This window comes from Klebsiella sp. 141198 (assembly GCF_050600785.1).
GTDB lineage: Bacteria > Pseudomonadota > Gammaproteobacteria > Enterobacterales > Enterobacteriaceae > Klebsiella > Klebsiella aerogenes.
Map to the genome: position 1 here is coordinate 1 of NZ_JAQIRM010000007.1, position 19,317 is coordinate 19,317.

Below are 19,317 nucleotides of genomic sequence, written 5' to 3' on the forward strand. Positions count from 1 at the left end.
GACCCCATGCCGAACTCAGAAGTGAAACGCCGTAGCGCCGATGGTAGTGTGGGGTCTCCCCATGTGAGAGTAGGGAACTGCCAGGCATCAAATAAGAAGAACCCCGTACCGAAAGGTGCGGGGTTTTTTGCTGTGCGGGGTATATCTCCCCGGTAGCGCTGCGCTTACCGGGGCTACAGACCGCGTAGCAACCCGTAGCCCGGGAAAGGCGCCTCGCGCCGCCCCCGGGGAAAGCGACCATATCAATACTTCCCCGGCCTGCACTGCCTGCGTGAGATCCAACCTTTTAAATCCTCCTTGAAACTTTCTCACCTTCCACTTGCAGACTCGACATTTTGCTTATTCCTGGTTATTGTCAGCTATCTGGATGTCTAAACGTTTATACGTATGTAATGGGGTGATACAGCTATGCCAATTCGGGTGCAGGACGAGCTACCGGCCGTCAATTTCTTGCGCGATGAAAACGTCTTCGTGATGACGACATCGCGTGCCACCACTCAGGAAATCCGCCCGCTGAAGGTGTTAATTCTCAATCTAATGCCAAAGAAGATCGAGACGGAGAATCAGTTCCTGCGGCTGCTGTCGAACTCGCCGCTGCAGGTCGATATCCAACTGCTACGCATCGATGCGCGTGAGTCGCGTAATACGCCGACGGAGCATCTGAATAACTTTTACTGCAACTTTGACGACATTCGCGAGCAGAACTTCGATGGTCTTATTGTTACCGGCGCGCCGTTGGGGCTGGTTGAATTTAACGATGTCGCCTACTGGCCACAGATCAAACAGGTACTGGAGTGGGCTAAGGATCACGTCACGTCAACACTATTTGTCTGTTGGGCGGTACAGGCGGCGCTGAATATTCTTTATGGTATCCCCAAGCAAACTCGTACCGAAAAGATCTCTGGCGTTTATGAACACCATATTTTGCACCCGCATGCGCTGCTGACTCGCGGGTTTGATGACACCTTCCTTGCGCCTCATTCGCGCTATGCCGACTTCCCGGCCGGGCTGATTCGTGATTACACCGACCTCGACATTCTTGCTGAAACCGAAGATGGCGATGCCTATCTTTTCGCCAGCAAAGATAAACGTATCGCTTTTGTTACCGGTCACCCTGAATACGATCCGCATACCCTGGCAAGTGAATACTTCCGCGATCTGGAGGCTGGTTTAGCGCCACAGCTTCCGGACAACTACTTCCCGAATAACGATCCAAACAATAAACCGCGGGCGACCTGGCGCAGCCATGGCAATCTCCTGTTTGCTAACTGGCTTAACTATTACGTCTACCAAATCACACCATACGATCTGCGTCATATGAATCCAACGCTGGATTAATCTACCAGCGCGTACGATCCTAAAGCGTTTCAGCATCTCGCCTCAGGCACCTTAGGGTGCCTTTTTTATTTCCGAAAATCACTTCCCCTTCTGTTTAAACTTTAATTTCTTTGTTATCAAAGTGTTGAATTGATTTTAAATTAAAAATGGAAATTGTTTTTGATTTTGAAAAATTCTTGAGTAGTCTTAATTGTGCTGAGCGAAAAGCAGACAACGATCTTTCGCTCGCGCTACCAGGATCAACCAAGAGGAGCTGCACAATGACGCACCAGGCGACAATGACCGATGAACTGGCCTTCAGCCAGCCTTATGGCGAGCAGGAGAAGCAAATTCTGACTGCGGAAGCGGTGGAGTTCCTGACGGAACTGGTGAGCCGTTTTATGCCTGAGCGTAATCAGCTGTTGGCGGCACGCGTCCTGCAACAGCAGGCCATTGATGGTGGTAATCTTCCTGATTTTATTTCGGAAACGGATTCCATTCGTAATGGTGACTGGAAGATACGCGGTATTCCGGCCGATTTGCAGGACCGCCGCGTAGAAATCACCGGTCCGGTTGAACGCAAGATGGTAATTAACGCCCTGAATGCTAACGTTAAAGTCTTTATGGCTGATTTCGAAGACTCGCTGGCGCCGGATTGGCACAAAGTGATTGATGGCCAAATCAATCTGCGCGATGCGGTCAATGGCACCATCAGCTACACCAACGAAGCGGGGAAAATTTATCAGTTGCAGCCCGATCCCGCGGTACTGGTCTGCCGCGTTCGCGGCCTGCATCTGCCGGAGAAGCACGTTACCTGGCGTGGTGAGGCGATTCCCGGCAGTTTGTTCGATTTTGCGCTCTATTTCTTCCACAACTACCAGGCGCTGCTGGCGAAAGGGAGCGGCCCCTATTTCTATCTGCCGAAAACCCAGTCCTGGCAAGAGGCGGCATGGTGGAGCAAAGTCTTCAGTTTCACCGAGGATCGTTTTGAGCTGCCGCGGGGCACCATTAAGGCCACGTTGCTGATTGAGACGCTGCCGGCAGTATTCCAGATGGATGAAATCCTGCATGCGCTGCGCGACCATATTGTTGGCCTGAACTGCGGGCGCTGGGACTATATCTTCAGTTATATCAAGACGCTGAAAAATCACCCCGACCGTGTCCTGCCGGATCGCCAGGTGGTGACGATGGATAAACCTTTCCTGAGCGCCTATTCACGCCTGCTGATTAAGACTTGCCATAAGCGCGGCGCCTTCGCGATGGGCGGTATGGCGGCGTTTATCCCGAGCAAAGATGCCGAACGCAATCGTCAGGTGCTAAATAAAGTCACCGCCGATAAAGAGCTGGAGGCCAACAATGGCCACGATGGCACCTGGATTGCGCATCCGGGCCTTGCGGATACGGCGATGAACGTCTTTAACCGCGTACTGGGTGAACATCCTAACCAGCTGTTTGTTACCCGCAATGACGACGCGCCGATTACCGCCGAGCAGCTGCTGGCTCCCTGCGAGGGTGAGCGTACTGAAGCCGGCATGCGCGCCAATATCCGCGTAGCGGTGCAGTACATTGAGGCCTGGATCTCCGGCAACGGTTGCGTACCGATTTACGGCCTGATGGAAGATGCGGCGACGGCTGAGATTTCGCGTACCTCTATCTGGCAGTGGATCCATCACCAGAAAACCCTGAATGACGGCACACCGGTTACCAAGGCGCTGTTCCGCCAGTGGCTGGCTGAAGAGCTGATGGTGATTCAGGAAGAGTTGGGGGAACACCGCTTCAGCCACGGTCGCTTTGACGATGCGGCGCGGCTGATGGAGCAAATCACCACTTCCGACGAACTGATCAACTTCCTGACTCTGCCAGGTTACCGCCTGTTGGCGTAATTCACCCCATCACAATATGGAGCATCTGCACATGAAAACCCGTACCCAACAAATCGAAGAATTAAACAAAGAGTGGACGAACCCGCGCTGGGAAGGCATTACCCGCCCATATAGCGCGGAAGAGGTGGTGAAGTTACGCGGCTCGGTGAACCCAGAATGCACGCTGGCGCAGCTTGGCGCGGCGAAAATGTGGCGTCTGCTGCATGGTGAAGCGAAAAAGGGTTATATCAACAGCCTTGGCGCGTTAACCGGCGGCCAGGCGCTGCAGCAGGCGAAGGCGGGCATTGAAGCCATCTACTTGTCTGGCTGGCAGGTCGCCGCCGACGCCAACCTGGCCTCCAGTATGTACCCGGATCAATCGTTGTACCCGGCTAACTCGGTGCCGTCGGTGGTTGATCGGATCAATAACACCTTCCGTCGCGCCGATCAGATCCAGTGGGCGGCGGGGATTGAGCCGAACGATCCGCGTTTTATCGACTATTTCCTGCCGATCGTCGCCGACGCGGAAGCCGGTTTTGGCGGCGTACTGAACGCCTTTGAGCTGATGAAATCGATGATTGCGGCCGGTGCAGCGGCCGTGCATTTCGAAGATCAGCTGGCGTCGGTGAAGAAGTGCGGACATATGGGCGGCAAGGTGCTGGTGCCGACGCAAGAAGCGATTCAGAAGCTGGTCGCTGCGCGCCTGGCGGCGGATGTGATGGGCGTGCCGACGCTGCTTATTGCCCGTACCGACGCCGATGCCGCTGACCTGATTACCTCGGATTGCGATCCTTACGATCGCGAGTTTATCTCCGGCGATCGCACCAGCGAAGGTTTTTATCGCACCCATGCCGGAATCGAACAGGCAATCAGCCGCGGCCTGGCCTACGCCCCTTACGCTGACCTGGTATGGTGTGAAACCTCCAAACCGGACATTGAACAGGCACGCCGTTTCGCCGAGGCGATTCACGCCCGCTTCCCGGGCAAGCTGCTGGCCTATAACTGCTCGCCATCCTTTAACTGGAAGAAAAATCTCGACGATAAAACCATCGCCAGCTTCCAGCAGCAGCTATCCGATATGGGCTATAAATTCCAGTTCATTACCCTGGCGGGTATCCACAGCATGTGGTTCAACATGTTCGACCTGGCTCACGCCTACGCGCAGGGCGAAGGCATGCGTCACTATGTCGAAAAGGTTCAGCAGCCGGAGTTTGCCGCCGGGCCGGAAGGCTACACCTTCGTCTCGCATCAGCAGGAAGTGGGCACCGGGTACTTCGACAAAGTGACCACCATTATCCAGGGGGGGACCTCGTCGGTAACGGCGCTGACCGGCTCGACCGAAGAATCACAGTTTTAAGCAATGCCCGGTGGCGCTGCGCTTACCGGGCCTACAAAGGTGTAGGCCGGATAAGCTAACGCGCCATCCGGCATGATGTTGTGCCGGATGGGGGAAAGCGATGACGCGTGGCCTGGAACTACTGATTGCCCAAACCATTTTACAGGGATTCGACGCCCAGTACGGGCGTTTTCTGGAAGTCACTTCCGGCGCGCAGCAGCGCTTTGAACAGGCTGACTGGCACGCCGTGCAGCAGGCGATGAAGCAGCGTATCCACCTCTACGATCACCACGTGGGTCTGGTGGTAGAACAGCTGCGCTGTATTACCGAAGGGAAAAGTACCGACGTCGATTTTCTTCTGCGGGTGAAACAGCAGTACACCCAACTGTTGCCGGATTACCCTCGCTTTGAAATTGCGGAGAGTTTTTTCAACTCGGTCTACTGCCGACTGTTTGACCACCGCTCGCTGACCCCCGAGCGGCTCTTTATTTTTAGCTCCCAGCCGGAACGTCGTTTTCGCACGATTTCGCGACCGCTGGCGAAGGACTTTTATCCCGAACGCGGCTGGGAATACCTGATGCATAACCTGCTTGCCGATTTGCCGCTGCGCCTGCCGTGGCAAAACAAAGGGCGTGATATCGGTTATATCGTCAGTCATTTACGCGAAGCTCTCGGTGGCGAGTTGCTGTCGCAGTCGCATCTGCAGGTGGCGAATGAGCTTTTTTATCGTAATAAAGCCGCCTGGCTGGTGGGTAAATTGATCACGCCGATGGCGACGCTGCCGTTCCTGCTGCCGATACATCGTAGCGATGACGGTCAGCTGTTTGTGGATACCTGCCTGACGACCCACGCCGAGGCGAGTATCGTCTTTGGTTTCGCCCGCTCCTATTTCATGGTCTACGCGCCGCTGCCCGCGGCGCTGGTTGAATGGCTGCGCGAGATTCTGCCGGGAAAAACTACCGCCGAGCTGTATATGGCGATAGGCTGTCAGAAGCATGCTAAAACGGAAAGTTATCGCGAGTACCTGCACTATGTTACCCGCAGCGATGAGCAGTTTATTGAAGCGCCAGGCATCCGTGGGATGGTGATGTTGGTCTTTACCCTGCCGGGATTCGACCGGGTATTTAAGGTGATTAAAGACCGCTTTGCGCCGCAAAAAGAGATGACCGCCGCCCACGTTCGTGCCTGCTATCAGCTGGTCAAAGAACACGACCGCGTCGGGCGAATGGCGGATACTCAGGAATTTGAAAACTTTGTGCTCGATAAGCGACAAATTGCGCCCGAGCTGATGGCGCTGTTGCAGGCGGAAGCGGGGAATAAGTTGACCGACCTCGGCGATCGCATTGCCATCAGTCATCTTTATATTGAACGACGGATGGTGCCGCTCAATATCTGGCTGGAGCAGGTGGAAGGCCAGGCGCTGCGCGACGCGGTAGAAGAGTACGGTAATGCCATTCGCCAACTGGCGGCCGCCAATATCTTCCCCGGCGACATGCTGTTCAAAAACTTCGGCGTCACGCGCCACGGGCGGGTGGTATTCTACGATTACGATGAAATTTGCTATATGACCGAGGTGAATTTCCGCGACATTCCGCCGCCGCGCTATCCGGAAGATGAGCTGGCCAGTGAACCCTGGTATAGCGTGTCCCCAGGCGATGTCTTCCCGGAAGAGTTTCGCCACTGGCTGTGCGCCGATCCGCGGATCGGGCCGCTACTGGAGGAGATGCACGCGGATTTGCTGCGTGCCGATTACTGGCGCGAATTACAGACGCGAATTAAAAACGGGCACGTGGAAGATGTTTACGCTTATCGGCGTAAGCAGCGTTTTAGCGTGCGCTATGGCGCCGACAGTAGGCCGGATAAGGCGTTTACGCCGCCATCCGGCAAGGTGCGCCGATCTGCCTGATGGCGCTACGCTTATCAGGCCTACTTAAAATGCCCCTCTGGGGCATTTTTATTGTCATCCCTAAACCACCTCCTAGGGAGGTGGTGATTGATCCTGTAAGGCTATAGCCTGAAGAATGCCCATGCCGGAATATCTCTGCTTACTCACCACAAGTAAAAGGAGACAAACCGACATGGGGCTTTACAGGAGTTCATCACATGTATATTGGCGTTGCAAATACCACATAGTCTGGACGCCAAAGTACCGCTTCAGGATCCTGAAAGATAAGTTGGGTAAGGAACTTTACAGGACAATCTACATTCTCTGTGGAATAAAAGATTGTGAGGTTCTGGAGCTAAATATTCAGCCAGATCATGTACATTTTGTAGTAATCGTCCCACCTAAAATCTCGATATCAACTCTAATGGGGCATCTGAAAGGCCGCAGTGCTATCAGGCTCTACAATCGTTTTCCACATATACGAAAAAAGCTATGGGGTAACCACTTTTGGTCACGTGGATACTTTGTAGATACAGTCGGTGTGAACGAGGAAATTATCAGACGATATGTGCGGCATCAGGAGAAAACGGAACAAACGCATGAACAGCAGATGGAATTGTTAGAGTAGTAAGCGAGAAGTAACAATAGCCCCCCTTACAGGGGGCATTCTCACAAGCCACCTTCTAAGAAGGTGGTCTTTTACTATTTAACCCCGCCGTATGCCAACGTGACTTCCTTGGCGGCCTTAATGACCAGCGCGCCAAGCTCGGTCACCCGATCATCGGTCATGCGTGAAATCGGCCCGGAGATGGAGATTGCGGCGAACGGCTCGCGGTGTTCGTCGTAAATGCAGGAAGCGATACAGCGCAGCCCCAGCGCATGTTCTTCATCATCAAATGAATAGCCGCGTTTACGCGTCTGGGCCAAATCCTCTTTCAAATGTACCGGAGAAACCAGGGTGGCGTGGGTGTAAGCATGCAGCCCTTTCCGATGTAGCAGCGTGGTAACCTCTTCTTCGCTCAACTGCGACAGAAACGCTTTTCCGGCGCCTGACGCGTGCATCGGCAATTTGCCGCCAATCGGCGCCGACATGCGCATCAGCTGCGTACATTGCACCTGGTCGATGATAATCGCCTGATGATCGCTTTTATCCAGTACCGCCAGGTTGACCGTTTCGCCGGAATCTTCCATCAGCTGGCGCAGAATAGGATGGACGATGGCCAGCAGATTGCGGCTTTGCAGGAAGCTGCTGCCGACGACAAACGCATGCGCGCCAATCGCCCAGTGCCCCAGCTCGCCGACCTGGCGCACAAAACCGAGCTGCTGCATGGTGGTAAGCAGACGATGGGTGGTGGAGTTAGGTAGCCCCGCCTGCTGCGCCAGTTCGGTGAGCGCGACGCTGCTATGCGATTCAGAAATCCATTCAAGCAGTTTCAGACCGCGGGTAAGCGACTGCACTTGCCCGCCAGCCTGAGCGGCAGGGGCGGCAGCGGCGGGTTTTCTGCCGCGTTTGGCGGGAACCGGGGTAGCCATGATGAACTCCTTTTTTCTGTATCGTGGAAATGATTTTCGTTTTATTTGGCGATAATGCAATCACAACCAGACTGATCGGAGGAGTGAAGTTGAACTTGTCTCATGTTGCTGCAGGTTTCCTTTTCCGGCAGGTTGGTTTATGCCAGTATGGTTTGTTGGCTTTTTGGTCTGAGTTGAGCGCTGTCGGGAGTCTGTGTGAGTAACAAAGTAGAACAATTACATCAGCAGTTAAGAGAACGCATTCTGGTTCTGGACGGGGGCATGGGCACCATGATCCAGGGCTATCGTCTGAGTGAGCAGGATTTCCGCGGCGAACGCTTTGCCGATTGGCCGTGCGACCTGAAAGGCAATAACGACCTGCTGGTGCTCAGCAAGCCTGAGGTCATCCGCGAGATCCACGACGCCTATTTCGCCGCCGGCGCGGACATTATCGAGACCAACACCTTCAACTCGACAACCATCGCGATGGCGGATTACCAGATGGAATCCCTGTCGGCAGAAATCAACTTTGCCGCCGCGAAGTTGGCTCGTGCCAGCGCCGATGCATGGACCGCGCGTACGCCGGAAAAACCGCGCTATGTGGCGGGGGTGCTCGGGCCGACCAACCGCACCGCTTCTATTTCTCCGGACGTCAACGATCCGGCATTTCGGAATATTACGTTCGATCAGCTGGTGGCCGCCTATCGTGAATCCACCAAAGCGCTGGTGGAAGGCGGCTCGGATCTCATTCTGATTGAAACGGTCTTTGACACCCTGAACGCCAAAGCGGCGATTTTCGCGGTCAAAGAAGAATTTGAGGCGCTTGGCGTCGAGCTGCCGATTATGATTTCTGGCACTATCACCGATGCCTCCGGACGTACACTGTCCGGGCAGACGACCGAAGCGTTCTATAATTCGCTGCGCCACGCCGATGCCCTGACCTTCGGCCTGAACTGCGCGCTGGGGCCAGATGAGCTGCGCCAGTACGTGCAGGAGCTTTCGCGGATCGCCGAATGCTACGTTACCGCGCACCCGAACGCCGGCCTGCCGAACGCCTTCGGCGAATATGATTTGGATGCCGACACCATGGCGGCGCAAATTCGCGAATGGGCGCAGGCAGGTTTCCTTAATATTGTCGGCGGCTGTTGCGGCACCACCCCGGAACATATCGCCGCCATGAGCCGGGCGGTAGAGGGCTTGCCGCCGCGCCAGCTGCCTGAACTCCCGGTTGCCTGCCGTCTGTCGGGCCTGGAGCCGCTGAACATCGGCGACGATAGTTTGTTCGTCAACGTGGGCGAGCGGACCAACGTTACCGGCTCCGCTAAATTTAAGCGCTTAATCAAAGAAGAGAAATACAGCGAAGCGCTGGACGTGGCGCGTCAGCAGGTGGAAAGCGGCGCGCAGATTATCGATATCAACATGGATGAGGGGATGCTCGATGCCGAAGCGGCGATGGTGCGTTTCCTCAACCTGATAGCGGGTGAACCGGATATTGCCCGCGTGCCGATTATGATCGACTCCTCCAAGTGGGAAGTCATCGAAAAAGGGCTCAAGTGTATTCAGGGCAAGGGCATCGTTAACTCGATCTCGATGAAAGAGGGCGTCGAACTCTTTATTCATCACGCTAAGCTGGTTCGCCGCTACGGCGCGGCAATGGTGGTCATGGCCTTTGATGAAGTGGGCCAGGCCGATACCCGCGAGCGCAAAATCGAAATTTGCCGTCGCGCCTACAAAATCCTCACCGAAGAGGTCGGCTTCCCGCCGGAAGATATTATCTTCGACCCCAACATTTTTGCCGTCGCCACCGGTATTGAAGAGCACAATAACTACGCTCAGGACTTTATCGGCGCCTGCGAAGACATTAAACGCGAGCTGCCGCATGCGCTGATTTCCGGCGGCGTCTCCAACGTGTCGTTCTCGTTCCGCGGTAACGATCCGGTACGTGAAGCGATCCACGCCGTCTTCCTCTACTACGCTATCCGCAACGGTATGGACATGGGCATCGTCAATGCCGGCCAACTGGCGATATACGACGATCTGCCGGGCGAGCTGCGCGACGCGGTTGAAGATGTGATTCTTAACCGCCGCGATGACAGCACCGAAAGATTGCTTGAGCTGGCGGAAAAATATCGCGGCAGCAAAGTGGACGACGGCGCTAACGCTCAGCAGGCGGAATGGCGCAGCTGGGACGTGAAAAAACGTCTTGAATACTCGCTGGTCAAAGGGATTACCGAATTTATCGAGCAGGATACGGAAGAGGCGCGCCAGCAGGCCGAACGGCCGATTGAGGTGATTGAAGGGCCGCTGATGGACGGCATGAACGTGGTCGGCGACCTGTTCGGCGAAGGCAAAATGTTCCTGCCGCAGGTGGTAAAATCCGCGCGGGTGATGAAACAGGCGGTGGCCTACCTCGAACCTTACATCGAAGCCAGCAAAGAACAGGGCTCCAGCAACGGTAAGATGGTGATCGCCACCGTGAAAGGCGATGTGCACGATATTGGTAAAAACATCGTCGGTGTAGTGCTGCAGTGCAACAACTACGAAATTATCGATCTCGGCGTGATGGTGCCGGCAGAGAAAATCCTGCGTACCGCGCGCGAAGAAAACGCCGATCTGATTGGCCTCTCCGGGCTTATCACGCCGTCGCTGGACGAAATGGTCAACGTGGCGAAAGAGATGGAGCGTCAGGGCTTCACCATCCCGCTGCTGATTGGCGGGGCGACGACCTCGAAAGCCCATACCGCGGTGAAAATCGAACAGAACTACAGTGGCCCGACGGTCTACGTGCAGAACGCCTCGCGTACCGTAGGGGTGGTCTCAGCCCTGCTGTCGGCAACCCAGCGCGATGATTTTGTCGCCCGTACGCGTAAAGAGTATGAAACGGTGCGTATTCAGCACGGGCGCAAAAAGCCGCGCACGCCGCCTGTGACTCTGCAGGCGGCGCGGGAAAACGATCTGGCGTTTGATTGGGAGAGCTACACTCCGCCGGTAGCCCATCGTCTGGGCGTGCAGGAGGTGGAAGCCAGCATCGAAACGCTGCGTAACTACATCGACTGGACGCCGTTCTTTATGACCTGGTCGCTGGCGGGTAAATATCCGCGTATCCTGGAAGATGAAGTGGTGGGTGAAGAGGCGCAACGCCTGTTTAAAGACGCCAACGATTTGCTGGATAAACTCAGCGCCGAAAAAACGCTCAACCCGCGCGGCGTGGTCGGGCTGTTCCCGGCCAACCGCGTTGGCGACGACGTGGAAATCTATCGTGATGAAACCCGCACCCACGTGCTGACGGTCAGCCATCACCTGCGCCAGCAAACCGAAAAAGTCGGCTTCGCGAACTACTGCCTCGCCGATTTTGTCGCACCGAAGCTGAGCGGTAAAGCGGACTATATCGGGGCTTTCGCGGTGACCGGCGGGTTGGAAGAAGACGCGCTGGCGGAAGCCTATGAAGCGCAGCACGACGACTATAACAAGATCATGGTTAAGGCCATCGCCGACCGTCTGGCGGAAGCCTTCGCCGAGTATCTGCATGAGAAAGTGCGTAAGGTTTACTGGGGCTATGCGGCCAATGAGAACCTCAGCAATGAAGAGCTGATCCGCGAAAATTACCAGGGGATCCGCCCGGCGCCCGGTTATCCGGCCTGCCCGGAACACACCGAGAAAGCGACCATCTGGGAACTGTTGGATGTGGAAGCGCATACCGGCATGAAGCTCACCGAGTCCTTCGCCATGTGGCCTGGCGCATCGGTTTCCGGCTGGTACTTCAGCCATCCTGATAGTAAGTACTTCGCCGTAGCGCAGATCCAGCGCGACCAGGTGGAAGATTACGCCCTGCGTAAAGGGATGACGGCGGCGGAAGTTGAGCGTTGGCTTGCACCTAACCTCGGCTATGATGCTGACTAACGAAATATGTTTCGTTACAACAAACAGGGCGCTCTTTGAGCGCCTTGAGGTTGATGACAATCCTCATGCAACCGTTGGACTTACCGATTGCGCCAGATAAAAAACATGGAAAATCAATTTATTGATTTTCGGCTGATAACCACAAAGAAGGAAAAACCACGCTTTTTCCTTCTTTGCCAGCAGTCAGACAGGGCGCTCTTTGAGCGCCTTGTCTCTTTATTGAAGTTAACCCCTTATACTGAAGGGAGGTTTAAACCTCAGGAACACTTATAACGATAAGGAGAAGCTGATTCTGTGTTAACGCTGCTACACCTACTTTCCGCCGTAGCCCTACTGGTGTGGGGGACCCATATTGTGCGTACTGGCGTGATGCGCGTCTTTGGCGCACGCCTGCGTACCGTGCTCAGCAGTAGCGTGGAGAAAAAACCGCTCGCCTTTTGTGCGGGGATTGGCGTCACCGCGCTGGTGCAGAGCAGTAACGCCACCACCATGCTGGTGACGTCGTTTGTGGCCCAGGATCTGGTCGCGCTGGCGCCAGCGCTGGTCATGGTGCTGGGTGCGGATGTGGGGACGGCGCTGATGGCGAGGGTACTGACCTTCGACCTCTCCTGGCTATCGCCGCTGCTGATATTTATCGGCGTTATTTTCTTCCTCGGGCGTAAACAGACGCGCGCGGGTCAGCTTGGGCGGGTGGGTATCGGCCTCGGGCTTATTCTGCTGGCGCTGGAGCTCATCGTCCAGGCGGTGCATCCGATTACCCAGGCCAACGGCGTTCAGGTGATTTTCGCCTCGCTGACCGGCGATATCATGCTGGATGCGCTGATTGGCGCCGTGTTCGCCATTATCAGTTACTCCAGCCTGGCGGCCGTGCTGCTGACCGCAACGTTAACCGGCACCGGGGTGATCTCTTTCCCGGTGGCGCTATGCCTGGTCATCGGCGCTAACCTCGGCTCAGGCCTGCTGGCGATGCTCAACAACAGCGGCGCCAATGCGGCGGCGCGGCGGGTGGCGCTCGGCAGCCTGCTGTTCAAGCTGGTGGGGAGCTTGATAATTTTGCCATTTGTGCACGTACTGGCGGATGTCATGCACAAATTGCCGCTGGAAGAGTCGGAGCTGGTCATCTACTTCCACGTCTTCTACAACCTGATTCGCTGCGTGGCGATGGTGCCATTCGCCGGGCCGATGGCGAACCTGTGTAAACGCCTGATCCGCGATGAGCCGGAGCTGGATAACCATCTCAAGCCGAAGCATCTGGATCCCTCGGCGCTGGATACGCCGGCGCTGGCGTTGGCCAATGCCGCCCGTGAGACCCTGCGTATCGGCGACGCCATGGAGCAGATGCTGGAAAGCCTGCGCAAGGTGATGCACGGCGAGCCGCGCGAAGAGAAAGAGCTGCGACGGATGGCGGACGATATCAACGTTCTGTATACGGCGATTAAGCTTTATCTGGCGCGGATGCCGAAGGACGAGCTGGCGGAAGAGGAGTCTCGCCGCTGGGCGGAAATTATCGAGATGTCGCTCAACCTGGAGCAGGCGTCTGACATCGTCGAGCGAATGGGCAGCGAAATCGCCGATAAATCTCTGGCGGCGCGGCGCGCATTTTCCGTCGAGGGGCTAAAAGAGTTGGATGCGTTATACGAGCTACTGCGCAGTAACCTGCAGCTGGCAATGTCGGTCTTCTTTTCCGGCGACGTGCCGAGCGCCCGTCGGTTGCGCCGCAGTAAGCACCGTTTTCGTATTCTTAACCGCCGTTACTCGCACGCGCACGTTGACCGCCTGCATCAGCAAAACGTGCAGAGTATCGAAACCAGTACGTTGCATCTGGCGCTGTTGGGCGATATGAAGCGTCTGAACTCGCTGTTCTGCGCTGTTGCTTATAGCGTGATGGAGCAGCCGGATGAAGACGACGAGCGGGATGATTATTAGCTGAATGTACGCTGGGTAACCCGGATAAGGCGCAACGCGCCGCTATCCGGGTAATGTTCGCCAACCAGCCTAGAAACGGTGGCCCGTAGCCAGGGTTACCGCTTCTTCTCCCGCTTTGAACAACAGCGTCGGGTTCGGGCCGCCGAGCGTGGCGTGTCCGTCGCTGACCTGAATCCAGTTCCCCTCCGGCAGGCCAATCACCGTTAATTCCGGCGCCACGACCAGCAATTCGCGAATACGTTGCTCACGGGTCTCACCCTGATGCCCGGTCGGCAGCGCGTTGGTGAAGTGTGGATTAATCTGCAGCGGGAACAGCCCTAACGCGTCAAACCCCTGAGGATCGACAATTGGCATATCGTTGGTGGTGCGAATGGTCGGGCAGGCGAGGTTAGAACCCGCGCTCCAGCCGATATACAACGCCCCGCGTTTGACGACATCGACAATCGGCGCCAGCAGCCCGCGGCTGCGACACTCTTTCAGAAGCTGGAAGGTGTTTCCGCCGCCGACGATGACCATCTCGGTACTTTCAATGGCGGCGATAGGGTCGGCGACGCTGTGGATACCGGTCACGCTGACGCCCATCGGCGCCATGACTGCGGCGGCTTTGGCGGTGTAATCATCCCAGCTTTGCGTCACCCCGGCGAAGGGAATAAATACCGCCGAGCGGCGGCCTTTGACCTGGCCGGCAATCAGCGGCAGCGCATGTTCCATCCAGGCTTTGCCCGGTAGCGTTGAGTTACTCAGTAACAGCAGTTCCATCTTTTCATCCTGTGTAAGCATGTCATTTGACGCAGATTCTATCATTGGCCCGGCCTTGAGGCGCTGATATGGCTCACGGTGCAGGCAAGCTGAATGTTATTATCGGGGCCGAAAGCGCAGATGCTAACCACCCCGGAGACGACCTATGAACAATGAAATACCGCTGAAATATTATGACATCGTGGATGAGTACTCGACGGAGTGCGCGGAAGCGGTAAAAGAGTCCGAGCGCGATTGTCTGGCGCATTACTTTCAACTGCTGATTACGCGCTTAATGAATAACGAGGAGATCAGCGAGGAAGCGCAGCAGGAGATGGCCCGTGAAGCAGGCATTGCCGAACAGCGTATCGACGATATCGCCAATTTCCTCAATCAATGGGGTAATGAATAACGCCATCCCTGTTTTTTATCGCCAGTAAGGTGAGGTATATTTCGCTGTCAAAGGAGAAACTATGCTGACCGACTCATCTACTCGATTAAACAAATACATCAGCGAAAGCGGGATTTGCTCACGCCGCGAAGCGGACCGCTTTATTGAACAAGGCAACGTCTTTATCAACGGCAAGCGCGCCGCCATTGGCGATCAGGTGAAGCCTGGCGATGTGGTGAAAGTGAACGGTCAGCTGATTGAGCCGCGAGAAGCCGATGATTTGGTGTTGATTGCGCTGAATAAGCCGGTAGGTATTGTCAGCACCACCGAAGATGGCGAGCGCGATAATATCGTCGACTTCGTGAACCACAGTAAACGCGTGTTCCCGATTGGCCGTCTCGATAAAGACTCCCAGGGGTTAATTTTCCTGACCAACCACGGCGATCTGGTGAACAAAATCCTGCGCGCTGGCAACGACCACGAAAAAGAGTATCTGGTTACCGTTGATAAGCCGGTTACCGATGAGTTCATTCGGGGCATGGGAGCGGGCGTACCGATTCTCGGTACCGTGACCAAGAAATGTAAGGTCAAGAAAGAAGCGCCGTTCGTTTTCCGCATCACGCTGGTTCAGGGGTTAAACCGCCAGATCCGTCGTATGTGCGAGCATTTCGGCTATGAAGTCATGAAGCTGGAGCGGACGCGCATTATGAACGTTAGCCTGACGGGCATTCCGCTGGGTGAGTGGCGCGATTTAACCGATGATGAGCTGATCGATCTTTTCAAGCTGATTGAAAACTCCTCTTCCGAAGCGAAGCCAAAAGCTAAACCGAAGGCCAAAGCGGCGACCTCCGGCATCAAGCGCCCGGTGGTGAAGATGGAAAAAACCAACGAGAAAGGCCGCCCGGCTTCGAACGGTAAACGTTTCGCTCAGCCGGGACGTAAAAAGAAAGGCCGCTAACGCCTGCCGCGGGTCGGCGTATTCGCCGACCACGAAAATGTCGCTTCTTTGTCTACTTTGTAAGCCTGCTGTTTTTTCGCCTGGCGGGCTTTCTTCGCTTCCGCTTCGCGCTGCGCCATCAGCTTATCGATATATTCCTTTTTTACGCTGTTCGTTTCCGCATTGCTCAGCGGGCGGCCGTGCGCGATACGCGCGCGGTCCAGCAGCGTTTTCAATTCGCGCTGTTCGCGCTCGGTCATCTCTTTTTGTGTAATGCGGGGGAGTGCCATGGTGGTGCCCTCAATCAGACCAGAGAACCCAGTGTACGGCAATCGGTGAATTACCGATAGCTTACCCTTGCGAGAATGCAAGGGGAGGGAAGACACGTCCGGGCATATGGCCCGGACGTATACCGATTAGCGCTGGTTGCCTTTTTTGGTTGTCGGCTTACCGGACCAGTAACCCGCCAGCAGCGAGCCGGAAAGGTTATGCCATACCGAGAACAGCGCGCCGGGCAGGGCGGCCAGCGGGCCGAAGTAGATTTTCCCGAGGGCCGCGGCGAGGCCGGAGTTTTGCATACCCACTTCGATCGCCAGGGTGCGGCAGGTGGATTCATCAAAACCGAACAGGCGCCCGCCCCAGTACCCGCCGAGCAGGCCAATAGCGTTATGCAGGATCACCGCCACGATAACCACCAGGCCTACCGAAGCGATATGCGATGCGGAACCGGCGACCACGGCGCTGATAATCGCCAGGATGCACAGCATGGAGAAGGCGGGAAGGAAGGGTTCCACCGCCTTTACCACTTTTGGCAACAGGTGATGGACAATCAGACCGAGGCCGATTGGGATCACCACGATTTGCAGGATGCTTAGCAACATGCCCATCACATCGACCTGAATGTGCGCATCAACGTACAGGCGCGTCAGAAGCGGCGTGGCGACCACGCCAACTAGCGTAGAAACGGAAGAGATAGTTACCGACAGCGCGACATCACCTTTCGCCAGATAGATCATGACGTTGGAAGCGGTTCCGCTGGCGACGCTGCCGACCAGCACCATCCCGGCGGAGAGCTCTGGCGGCATGTGGAACAGCAGCGCCAGTACCCAGGCGGCGAGCGGCATCACCAGGTAATGCAGAAAAATTCCCGCTGCGACCGGCGCCGGTCGTGACAGCACGCGCTTAAAATCGTCCAGCTTCAAATGGACGCCCATGCCGAACATAATCAGCATCAGCAGCGTGGTGACCCACGGGCCGATAGGGGTAAAAGTGGTTGGCGTGTAATAAGCCAATACGGAGAGCAGCAGCGCCCATAACGGGAACAGCCGCGTAAGCGTGGCGAGCATAGTGTATTCCTTGCGACAGTGTTTGTTGTGTTGGTGTTGTTATAAAAAAGCCGGGTTCGAGCCCGGCTATAGGTATTTTTTATCGCGCAAAAGAATATTATTCAAACAAATTATGATGCAGCTTCTGCACCACTTTCTCCGCGTCGTCGCCAGGCACCAGGAAGCACAGGTTGTGGCTGGATGCGCCGTAACAGATCATGCGGATATTGAATGGTTCCAGTACGCCAAACACCTCTTTACCGACGCCGCAGGCTTTCGATAGCTCATTGCCGATCAGGGCGACCAGCGCCAGGTTTTCTTCCACTTCGACGCGGCACAGCGAAGAGAGCTCGGTCAGCAGCGCCTGGGTGAGCAGAGTGTCGCCAGCGGAGGTTGAACCGGTGGTGTCCATGGTCAGCGCAATACTCACTTCCGAGGTGGTGATCAGATCGACGGAAATATTATGCCGCGCCAGAATACCGAACACTTCTGCAAGGAAGCCGCGGGAGTGCAGCATATGCAGGCTGTGCAGGGTCAGCAGCGTTTGACGACGACGCAGCGCCAGCGCGCGGAACAGCGGTGGATTTTCGGTTTTATGACAGACCATCGTGCCGCCGGCTTTAGGTTCTTTGCTGGAGCCGACGAATACCGGGATATCGCTACGTACGGCCGGCAGCAGGGTGGCCGGATGCAATACCTTGGCCCCGAACGTGGCCATCTCCGCGGCTTCAGCGAAAGCGATCACATCGATGCGTTTCGCCGCTGGCGCGACGCGCGGATCGGTTGTGTAGATCCCAGGGACATCGGTCCAGATATCGACACGGCTGGCGTTTAAGGCTTCGCCGAGCAGCGCGGCGGTGTAGTCGCTGCCGCCGCGGCCAAGGGTGGTGGTGCGGCCTTTGGCTTCACTGCCGATAAAGCCCTGGGTAATCACCAGGCCTTCTTCCAGCCGTGGCGTGAGTTGTTGCTGCGTCAGTTCCGCCAGCGCGGCGATATCTGGTTCGGCGCGGCCGAAGCGATCGTTGGTGCGCATCACTTTACGTACGTCGAACCACTGCGCCGCAATACCACGCTCGCGTAGGATCTCAACGAACAGTAAGGTGGACATCAGTTCGCCGTGGCTCACCAGTTCATCGGTCAAGGCTTCCGAGCTGGCCAGCGAGGCGGCTTCCGCCAGGGTAGTAATGTTTTCCAGCAGACGCTCGATCTCTTCGCGAATAACGTTGGGATAACGTAAACGCTCCAGAATATTGAACTGGATTTGGCGCATTTCATCGAGCTTAGCGAAACGTTCGGTGGGTTCCAGCCCTGCCGCTAAAGCAACTAAGATATTGGTAACGCCAGCCGATGCGGATAACACCACTACGCGGGTATTCGCATCCAGCAGCGCGACGTCGACGCTACGATTCATCGCGTCGAAATCGGCCACGCTGGTGCCGCCGAACTTAGCAACAACTAAATCTGTCATAACAACCTCGTGTCAGGGGGCCTGACTTATTAAAACGATTCCTGAACAACCGCTCCTGGTTCGGGCTGGAAATAACCGGAGCGCTACAAAATGTCTTAATAAGCCAGGCCAAATTAACTCAGCCATGGCACAAGGGAAGAGCGAAAAGTAGGGTGGGCGCAGAGCGATAAACAAACTACGATGTCACCCAGAAGTGCTCCACCTTGTAGACCCGTTCGCCGATGACGCGCATCGGTTCGCGAGTATGAAACGCCCGACTGCGAACGCTTCTGGTGACAACCCAGGGGATTCAGCCCCTGTGGCCGGCGACAGACTTAACCAGATGCCTGTGCGCCTCGGCGTTGCTCCCCCTCACGTATTTTCCCCGGACTGGTTCCTCCAATACGGTTACCTGGGCAACGCACCTCTTCTGGCAATTACTGACGTCTTTCACTATGCCTGGGGAGAGACTGGTCATTATACCCCCCAACGATACTCTTCGCTGTAGCGTGAAATGCGCGAGCAATACATACCTACGGTTCCGTAGGCAGTTCAGCTATATAAAGGCTTCCGGACGGGTATGTCAACGACAGGGTTATGCGGATTTTTCATGCATCGGCGGATAACAGAAAAAAGCCTAATGATCGCTATAATATGGGAGCTCTTTACCCTATTTCTGACCCCCGTCAACGGCATAACACAAAAATCATCACAATTTTCCGCCGCTGAGGCTACAATCGA

14 protein-coding genes, 1 rRNA gene and 1 riboswitch are annotated in these 19,317 nt (G+C 55.8%); of the genes, 10 read left to right on the plus strand and 5 right to left on the minus strand.

The window, feature by feature from the left end; translation table 11 throughout:
• From rrf to tnpA, 6 genes are all read left to right on the plus strand, one after another.
• A 5S ribosomal RNA gene (gene rrf / locus PGR10_RS21345) occupies positions 1 to 86 on the plus strand; the annotation flags it as partial.
• 322 nt (positions 87 to 408) lie between these two features.
• The gene (metA, locus tag PGR10_RS21350) at positions 409 to 1,338 is read left to right on the plus strand and encodes a homoserine O-acetyltransferase MetA (protein ID WP_045396850.1); all 930 of its coding nucleotides are present in this window, start codon (positions 409 to 411) and stop codon (positions 1,336 to 1,338) included.
• Positions 1,339 to 1,598: 260 nt separating this feature from the next.
• Positions 1,599 to 3,200 (plus strand): malate synthase A, encoded by a 1,602-nt coding sequence (gene aceB / locus PGR10_RS21355; protein ID WP_430924074.1) that lies wholly within the window; start codon positions 1,599 to 1,601, stop codon positions 3,198 to 3,200.
• Positions 3,201 to 3,231: 31 nt separating this feature from the next.
• Positions 3,232 to 4,536, plus strand: a complete 1,305-nt coding sequence (gene aceA / locus PGR10_RS21360; protein ID WP_015368800.1) for an isocitrate lyase — start codon at positions 3,232 to 3,234, stop codon at positions 4,534 to 4,536.
• 100 nt (positions 4,537 to 4,636) lie between these two features.
• A complete protein-coding gene (aceK, locus tag PGR10_RS21365; protein WP_047064396.1) occupies positions 4,637 to 6,421 on the plus strand; it encodes a bifunctional isocitrate dehydrogenase kinase/phosphatase in 1,785 nt (594 codons plus the stop codon).
• 172 nt (positions 6,422 to 6,593) lie between these two features.
• The gene (tnpA, locus tag PGR10_RS21370) at positions 6,594 to 7,028 is read left to right on the plus strand and encodes an IS200/IS605 family transposase (RefSeq protein WP_430924170.1); all 435 of its coding nucleotides are present in this window, start codon (positions 6,594 to 6,596) and stop codon (positions 7,026 to 7,028) included.
• Positions 7,029 to 7,102: 74 nt separating this feature from the next.
• On the opposite strand, the gene iclR is transcribed toward tnpA, so the two are convergent.
• Entirely contained in the window at positions 7,103 to 7,933 is an 831-nt protein-coding gene (iclR, locus tag PGR10_RS21375) for a glyoxylate bypass operon transcriptional repressor IclR (RefSeq protein WP_020079887.1), read from the minus strand.
• Between the two features lie 195 nt (positions 7,934 to 8,128).
• On the opposite strand from iclR, the gene metH reads away from it, so the two are divergent.
• Both metH and PGR10_RS21385 read left to right on the plus strand, forming a co-directional pair.
• Complete coding sequence (gene metH, locus PGR10_RS21380) at positions 8,129 to 11,812, plus strand: methionine synthase (RefSeq protein WP_411326038.1); 3,684 nt, start codon at positions 8,129 to 8,131, stop codon at positions 11,810 to 11,812.
• Positions 11,813 to 12,106: 294 nt separating this feature from the next.
• Positions 12,107 to 13,738 carry a Na/Pi cotransporter family protein gene (locus PGR10_RS21385; RefSeq protein ID WP_430924075.1) on the plus strand — a complete coding sequence of 544 codons (1,632 nt, stop codon included), beginning with the start codon at positions 12,107 to 12,109 and terminating at the stop codon, positions 13,736 to 13,738.
• 69 nt (positions 13,739 to 13,807) lie between these two features.
• Here the strand turns inward: PGR10_RS21385 and pepE are convergent, their stop codons facing one another.
• Positions 13,808 to 14,497: a dipeptidase PepE gene (pepE, locus tag PGR10_RS21390; RefSeq protein WP_308958242.1), complete on the minus strand. Its 690-nt coding sequence runs from the start codon at positions 14,495 to 14,497 to the stop codon at positions 13,808 to 13,810.
• A gap of 145 nt (positions 14,498 to 14,642) precedes the next feature.
• Here pepE and PGR10_RS21395 point away from each other — a divergent pair, with 145 nt between their 5' ends.
• Together PGR10_RS21395 and rluF are read left to right on the plus strand one after the other, a co-directional pair.
• A complete protein-coding gene (locus PGR10_RS21395) occupies positions 14,643 to 14,888 on the plus strand; it encodes a YmjA family protein (RefSeq protein WP_020079884.1) in 246 nt (81 codons plus the stop codon).
• A 61-nt stretch (positions 14,889 to 14,949) separates the two neighbouring features.
• Positions 14,950 to 15,825, plus strand: coding sequence for a 23S rRNA pseudouridine(2604) synthase RluF (gene rluF, locus PGR10_RS21400; RefSeq protein WP_430924077.1), 876 nt, complete (start codon positions 14,950 to 14,952; stop codon positions 15,823 to 15,825).
• Here rluF and PGR10_RS21405 read toward each other — a convergent pair.
• The 3 genes from PGR10_RS21405 to lysC form a co-directional block, all read right to left on the minus strand.
• Positions 15,822 to 16,094, minus strand: a complete 273-nt coding sequence (locus tag PGR10_RS21405; RefSeq protein WP_045379134.1) for a DUF3811 domain-containing protein — start codon at positions 16,092 to 16,094, stop codon at positions 15,822 to 15,824. The two genes, rluF and PGR10_RS21405, sit on opposite strands and share 4 nt — an antisense overlap.
• Before the next feature lie 126 nt (positions 16,095 to 16,220).
• A complete protein-coding gene (panS, locus tag PGR10_RS21410; RefSeq protein WP_015368789.1) occupies positions 16,221 to 17,150 on the minus strand; it encodes a ketopantoate/pantoate/pantothenate transporter PanS in 930 nt (309 codons plus the stop codon).
• A 97-nt stretch (positions 17,151 to 17,247) separates the two neighbouring features.
• Positions 17,248 to 18,597, minus strand: coding sequence for a lysine-sensitive aspartokinase 3 (lysC, locus tag PGR10_RS21415; RefSeq protein WP_087858850.1), 1,350 nt, complete (start codon positions 18,595 to 18,597; stop codon positions 17,248 to 17,250).
• A 183-nt stretch (positions 18,598 to 18,780) separates the two neighbouring features.
• Positions 18,781 to 19,014: riboswitch (Lysine riboswitch) on the minus strand.
• Positions 19,015 to 19,317 lie beyond the last annotated feature (303 nt).